Origin of the sequence: Nocardia sp. NPDC060220 (assembly GCF_042727815.1) — a bacterium.
Classification (GTDB): domain Bacteria; phylum Actinomycetota; class Actinomycetes; order Mycobacteriales; family Mycobacteriaceae; genus Nocardia.
The window spans coordinates 1-5,332 of the sequence record NZ_JBHWZY010000477.1; the positions used below are offsets into that span (position 1 = coordinate 1).

Here is a 5,332-nt window from a genome sequence, read left to right on the forward strand (position 1 = left end):
CACTTACCTCGTCGCTCGGCGGCTCACCGGGGTGGCCGGCCGCTTGGTCGGGCAGAATACCGCGACGAATCAGATAGGTCTCCTCACCCGCCAGAGCGTTACTCGGAACCTCCCAGTACGTGCTGTAAACGACGACATCGGAAGTAGGTTCAGAGCCCGGGGGCCAGCCGACGACCACGCCACCGGCACGCCGCGCCCTAACCGGCCGAGCCTGCCGAGGCACCCGAATGGTCGTCCATTCAGGATTGGAATTCACCGCGATACGAACAAGTTTCGACATTGCTCGATTCCCTTCTATCGAATGAGAGCAGCCGGAATGTCGCCGGCGCTGGCCGATCGGCGAAGTTCGTCTTCCGAATCACCAGCAATGTGGCCGACAACCGAGAACTCTCGGCCTCAGGTGATCCGCACGTACGACGCCGAATTCACCTGCGCTGTCGGGTTGTACACATTCAAGAACTGATTGCCCATTGCCTGGACCCGGACCACATCGCCGGCCGCGACGGAACGGACCATCGAGACAGTCACGGTGGCTGACGTGCTGGCGGGAACGGGCGTCGCCGTACCTGTCGCGACAACGACTCCGTTGACTGTCAGCCGCAACGTGACATTGACCGTGACCGCTCCCGCTGCGGTGAAAACGATCGAGGCTGCCAGCGTCGCTGCGGCTTTCGCCGCCTGAGCGACGATGCCGTCGGTGTTGACCGTCGATCCGGGGTAGGTGCCGGTATCGGCTGCCCACCCGGCCACCGTCAACCAGTCATTGGCCATCTGCGTCCACGCCGGCGTCGATTTGGTCATCCCTGCAGGAGCGAAACTCGGCACCGTGACCATCGACAGCTGCCCGATACCGGTATGCGCCATGTCGACGCCCGCCTTCGCACTGGTCACCGCGACCAGCCCACCGGAACCCGTGGTGTCCACGGGCGCGCCCTGAGATACCGCGAGCTGCCCACCGCCGCCGAGCGCGATCGGCTGTCCCGTCGACACCGATAACCAGCCTTCTCCCGCAGTGTCGCCGGGCACGACCACAGCCCCGGCTGCCGCCGCCTCGACCCCCAGGCTGCCGCCGCCGGCGAACGCGAGATCGAACGGTTTGAGACCGGAGAACCGACCATCACTACCGAACAACGCTTCCGCGCTGCCGATCACGACCAGGTCTGTACTTGCGGTTCCTTCGGCTCGGAAGGCCAAGGGGAGGTGCGTGTTGAGCGACGCGCTGGAGCCACCGACCCCGGTGAGACCCGCCCCGAGCAGAACCTTCCCCGATTTGACCACAACCTTGGCGACCAGCTTTCCCAGAGCGCCTGCGGCGCCGAGAGCCTCGGAACGAGGCGAGATGGCCGCGGTGGCCTGACCGAGCGCGGTCGGAGACAACGAAACCTGAGCTCGCACCTTGTCCAGATGTGCGGCGACGCCGCCATGTCCGACATACCCGGCGACGATGTACGGCTTGATGATCGGCACAACGGCGCGCAGAACGACCGTCGGCACCGCCGGCGCCCTCGATGTGGTGACGGAGACACCGGGCAGTCCCACCGCGGCTGTGGACGGCGCCGGCAGGGTGGCCCGCGTCGGTTGTTGCGTAGCCATGCGGCGCCCTCCGTCAGCTCTGGGTGAAAGTGGGGGTGATCAGCAGCTGGCCCTGGGCGCCCAGAGTGGTGGAGCTGATCGCGACCTTGTCGATGAAGTCCGCGGGGCCACCGGCGAGGGTCTTCCACAGACCGACGTAGGTGTACGAGCCTGCCGGAAGGTCGATGGTGACCTGCGACCCGGTGACCACGCCACCGGTGCCGGAGGTCCAGGCCGACTGCTTGCGGGCGTAGGCGGGCGAACCGCCGCTCGCCTCGTTGGCGCCAGTGGTGCCGGGATCGGCGATGTGCACGCTGATGTAGACAGTGTTCGAGCCCGCGACGTTCTTGTAAGCGTCGGCGAGAGCCTGGCGAGTGGTAGCAACGGCGATAGCCATGACAGCTCCTAATTTCAGATATTCGAGGGTGAGTTTGCCGTTGAGATGACATTGCATCTCAACGTTTTTCAAGCGACGCGGATGCTCTATGTCCGAATGACCGAGCCCACGTACCACGCGTAAGTGGTCGCGGGCGTGGTCGGATAGGTCACGAGCATCGTGTACCGCGAATTCGCGGGAATCGCGTCGCAGATGGCGCTGGATACCGCCCAGGAGGCGGCGGTCGGGGTGACGGTCGCGGACCAAGCGGCCAGCGGAACACCGCTCGGTGCGGTCAACCCGATGGAAATGGTGGTGCCAGTGGGAAATACCGCACCGCCCGACGGCTGAATCGTCTGCACGAAGCTCGCGCCGGTGGTCAGGATGAGGGGTTCGACGGTGGGCTGATACCCCAGATAACCGGGGTCGACCGGTGATGTCATGGCATTTCCTTTGTTTCGTAGCCGGCCAGCCAGAGGGCGCCTTCGTGAGTCGCGTCAGGGTGGATATAGGAGCCGGGCAGTTTGGTCATCGTGACTGCCGAACCGTCAGGTCGCGCCGGCACGATGACCGCCTCGGCTGCCTGCTGACCGAACGCATTCTGCGTCCAGACGATCACGTGGTGATTTCCCACGAGAGGCTCTGAGAGTTGGTAGTGCCGTGCGGGTCCGGCGAAACCAGTGGCTTCGATGGAAGTTGCTGTTGCTGTGTTCATTTCGCACAATTCCGTTCAATAGGTGAAGAGATATTCGATGACGGTGACCAGTCCGGCCGCACCGACAGCGCCCGCCCCGCCACCCCCGGCGGGGAAGCCGCCGCTGCCGCCGGAGTTTCCACCGCCGCCGGACTGGCCCACCTGCCACAGGGGAGGATTGGTGGTACCGGCGGACACCAATCCGGACGCACCACCGGTGGATCCGGATCCGGCACCGCCGCCGCCACCCGCCAGCAAGCTGACCGCGCCACCGGACACCGATTCACCCCGTTGACCGCTCACGCCACCATTGCCGCCACGCTGGAAACCGAATCCCCCACCGGCACCGCCGCTGTTCGCACCGCTGCCGCCAACCGCAGCCAGCCAGGGGCCGAAGCTCGAGGTTCCTCCGTCGCCGCCGTTGCTGCCAGCGACCCCGACAACAACAGGCACCGGTTGGGTCAGGAGCGCGAGCGGGATCCGTCGGGAGGTTTGCGTCGCCTGTCCGCCACCGCCGCCTACTGTCGAGCTGCCCGCACCACCACCACCGCGTGCGATGACTTCGACAGCGAACAAGTTCATCGGCGGATACCAGGTTTCCGAGGCCGTGAAGACGCGGAGGTTGGCGACGAACATCAGCTCGTCCGCTCGATCAAGTACACGATCCCCGCGGCTCCGTTTCCGCCGCTGCCGGCGCTGACGACGTTGCCACCGCCACCACCGCCGCCACCTGCGGGAAACGCACCCGGAGCACCCGAGTCAGCGCCGGTCACCGCGCCGCCGCCACCACCACCACCGGTCGAGACGACCGCCGACGGAGACTGCCCGGGATATCCCGCCGCGCCCCCAGGCGAGATCCCGCCCTGTCCCCCGGATTGGCCCAATCCGCCGGTGTAACCGGCACCACCTCCGCCGCCGCCCCCGCCGCCATGGAGATCATGCGACGAGATCGAATTGCCGCCGCGACCGGGACCGGGGTTGGGGTCGTCCACCCCGTTCGCGCCGCATTTCCCGCCTTCACCGCCGGGGATCATCCCGGTTCCGCCCCTGCCACCCGATCCGGCGCTGTGTCCGCGCTGGCAGAGGCCGCCGAGGCCGCCGCCCGCGGTCAGCCATGAACCGAATGATGTGTTCGTGCCGTTCGAACCGTGCCAGCCGCCCGGCGGGCCGCCCACTCCGGCGACCCCGACGGTGATGGGGATCGGCAGGAAGTTGTTTTCGGAGTCGACAGGAAGCAGCGATGCCGGGATGTTGTAGTGCACTTCACCGCCGCCACCGCCGCCACCACCGGCGCCGCGGTCGGGCCCGTTGAGGTCCCAACGTCCGCCACCACCACCGGCGCCGGCACCGATCAAGATGACGTCGAGAGAGAGGATTCCCTTTGTCGGCGTGTAATATTGGTCGGCGGTGATGACAGTGGCATTGCCCTGCAACAGGATTTGTTGAAATCGTGTCTGCAACTGGGTCATGGCAGGAAGAACGTCATCCGGATTTCCCGAAATCGTTCCGGTAATCGGGCCCGTAATGCCTTTGGAAATCGAGTCCACGCCCGACAAGGCCTCCCTGGCCTTCGCATCGAGCTGGGTGGCCCAGTCGTTGAGGAACGCCAAGGGATGGATGCCGAGCACCTCGACCCCGGCCAGCGCCCGGCAGAGATTGGCCAGCATGCGGTCGATCGCCACGCCGACATACGAACCCAGTTGGGCATCGGCCTTGCGCACCACGCTCGAGACCGCGGCGTTGGTCATCGCCTGGAAGGTTTGCTGGCTGTAGTTGCTGATCTGGGTTTCATTGCCGCTGAACGCGATGTCACGGGAGTCGGTGAGTCCACCGAAGCTGCCGACGACTTGAGCCCCGTCTGGGACCTTCCGGTCAGGCGCGGTCATGCTCGGTCGCCTCCGCCTGGATGGATCGGGTGAGCAGATGGTTGAGGTCGCCGTGCTCACGCAACTGGCTGACCAGGTCGGCCCGCTCCTGCTGGGTCAACATCGCCACATCGGGCGCGGTGATCCGGGCGGGCTGCGGTGTCCCCTTCTCCACCCAGGTGCCCGCGGAGTTGAGCCAATGGTGGTGGCCCCGGATCGGCGGGTGGTATTCCTTGGTCTGCTCATCGGGATGATGCCGGAACCCCAAGTCCCACAGATGTTTCGACCACTGCTTGAGTACCATGGGATGAACGATCATCGGGGCGTTCTTCGGGCCGGGCAATCCGACGAACGCCCAGGAAATGGCCTCTTCGGGATTGTTCGGATCACATTCGTGCTGCTGTGGAATTGACATGGGAATCGCCGTCTCTAGTCGAAGTTGATTTTCACGCCGAGGTCGTGCATGGTCGATTTGATTTCGTCGATCTTGCGCATCGACTTCACCAGCGGCTCTTCGACTTCCTGATTGGTGCCGATGGTGATTTGCCAGGCTGGGGTCTGGTCGCGGGCCCAGGCCAGTTCCAGCTGAGTGACCTGGTCGATGTAGATCTCGTCCGGGGGCATGCCATGGACGGTGGCCCCCACTCGGTCACCGAGGAAGAAGTGGCCGTGGCCCTGATCGCCGATGAAGTAGGGCTGACCGTCAGCGACGGTGAGTTCGTGCGAGTAGAACGACCTCGTCGCCCACAGCGCCGAGCTCAACGCGGTCAGCGAGTTCAAGCTGTAAGCGTCGTCCGCGCCGTCCTGGAAATGCTCGTAGTAGTG

At 65.3% G+C, this 5,332-nt stretch carries 8 protein-coding genes and 1 pseudogene; all 9 read right to left on the bottom strand.

Features of this window, described 5'->3' with window-relative positions; genetic code table 11:
• On the bottom strand, positions 1-280 hold a 280-nt coding region (locus tag ACFWF3_RS22870), incomplete at its 3' end, for a hypothetical protein (RefSeq protein ID WP_379315205.1).
• Positions 281-396: 116 nt separating this feature from the next.
• Positions 397-1,593: a hypothetical protein gene (locus ACFWF3_RS22875; protein ID WP_379315206.1), complete on the bottom strand. Its 1,197-nt coding sequence runs from the start codon at positions 1,591-1,593 to the stop codon at positions 397-399.
• Positions 1,594-1,606: 13 nt separating this feature from the next.
• A complete protein-coding gene (locus tag ACFWF3_RS22880) occupies positions 1,607-1,969 on the bottom strand; it encodes a hypothetical protein (protein ID WP_378989152.1) in 363 nt (120 codons plus the stop codon).
• Between the two features lie 86 nt (positions 1,970-2,055).
• Complete coding sequence (locus tag ACFWF3_RS22885) at positions 2,056-2,391, bottom strand: hypothetical protein (protein WP_364714266.1); 336 nt, start codon at positions 2,389-2,391, stop codon at positions 2,056-2,058.
• A complete protein-coding gene (locus tag ACFWF3_RS22890; RefSeq protein WP_378989153.1) occupies positions 2,388-2,663 on the bottom strand; it encodes a hypothetical protein in 276 nt (91 codons plus the stop codon). Before ACFWF3_RS22890 ends, ACFWF3_RS22885 begins: the two co-directional genes overlap by 4 nt.
• A 15-nt stretch (positions 2,664-2,678) precedes the next feature.
• Positions 2,679-3,278 (bottom strand): hypothetical protein, encoded by a 600-nt coding sequence (locus tag ACFWF3_RS22895; protein WP_379315207.1) that lies wholly within the window; start codon positions 3,276-3,278, stop codon positions 2,679-2,681.
• Positions 3,278-4,528: a glycine-rich domain-containing protein gene (locus ACFWF3_RS22900; protein ID WP_378989155.1), complete on the bottom strand. Its 1,251-nt coding sequence runs from the start codon at positions 4,526-4,528 to the stop codon at positions 3,278-3,280. Before ACFWF3_RS22900 ends, ACFWF3_RS22895 begins: the two co-directional genes overlap by 1 nt.
• Positions 4,515-4,922, bottom strand: coding sequence for a DUF2744 domain-containing protein (locus ACFWF3_RS22905; protein ID WP_379315208.1), 408 nt, complete (start codon positions 4,920-4,922; stop codon positions 4,515-4,517). Before ACFWF3_RS22905 ends, ACFWF3_RS22900 begins: the two co-directional genes overlap by 14 nt.
• A gap of 14 nt (positions 4,923-4,936) precedes the next feature.
• Positions 4,937-5,332 (bottom strand): annotated as a pseudogene (locus ACFWF3_RS22910) (phage tail protein); the annotation flags it as partial.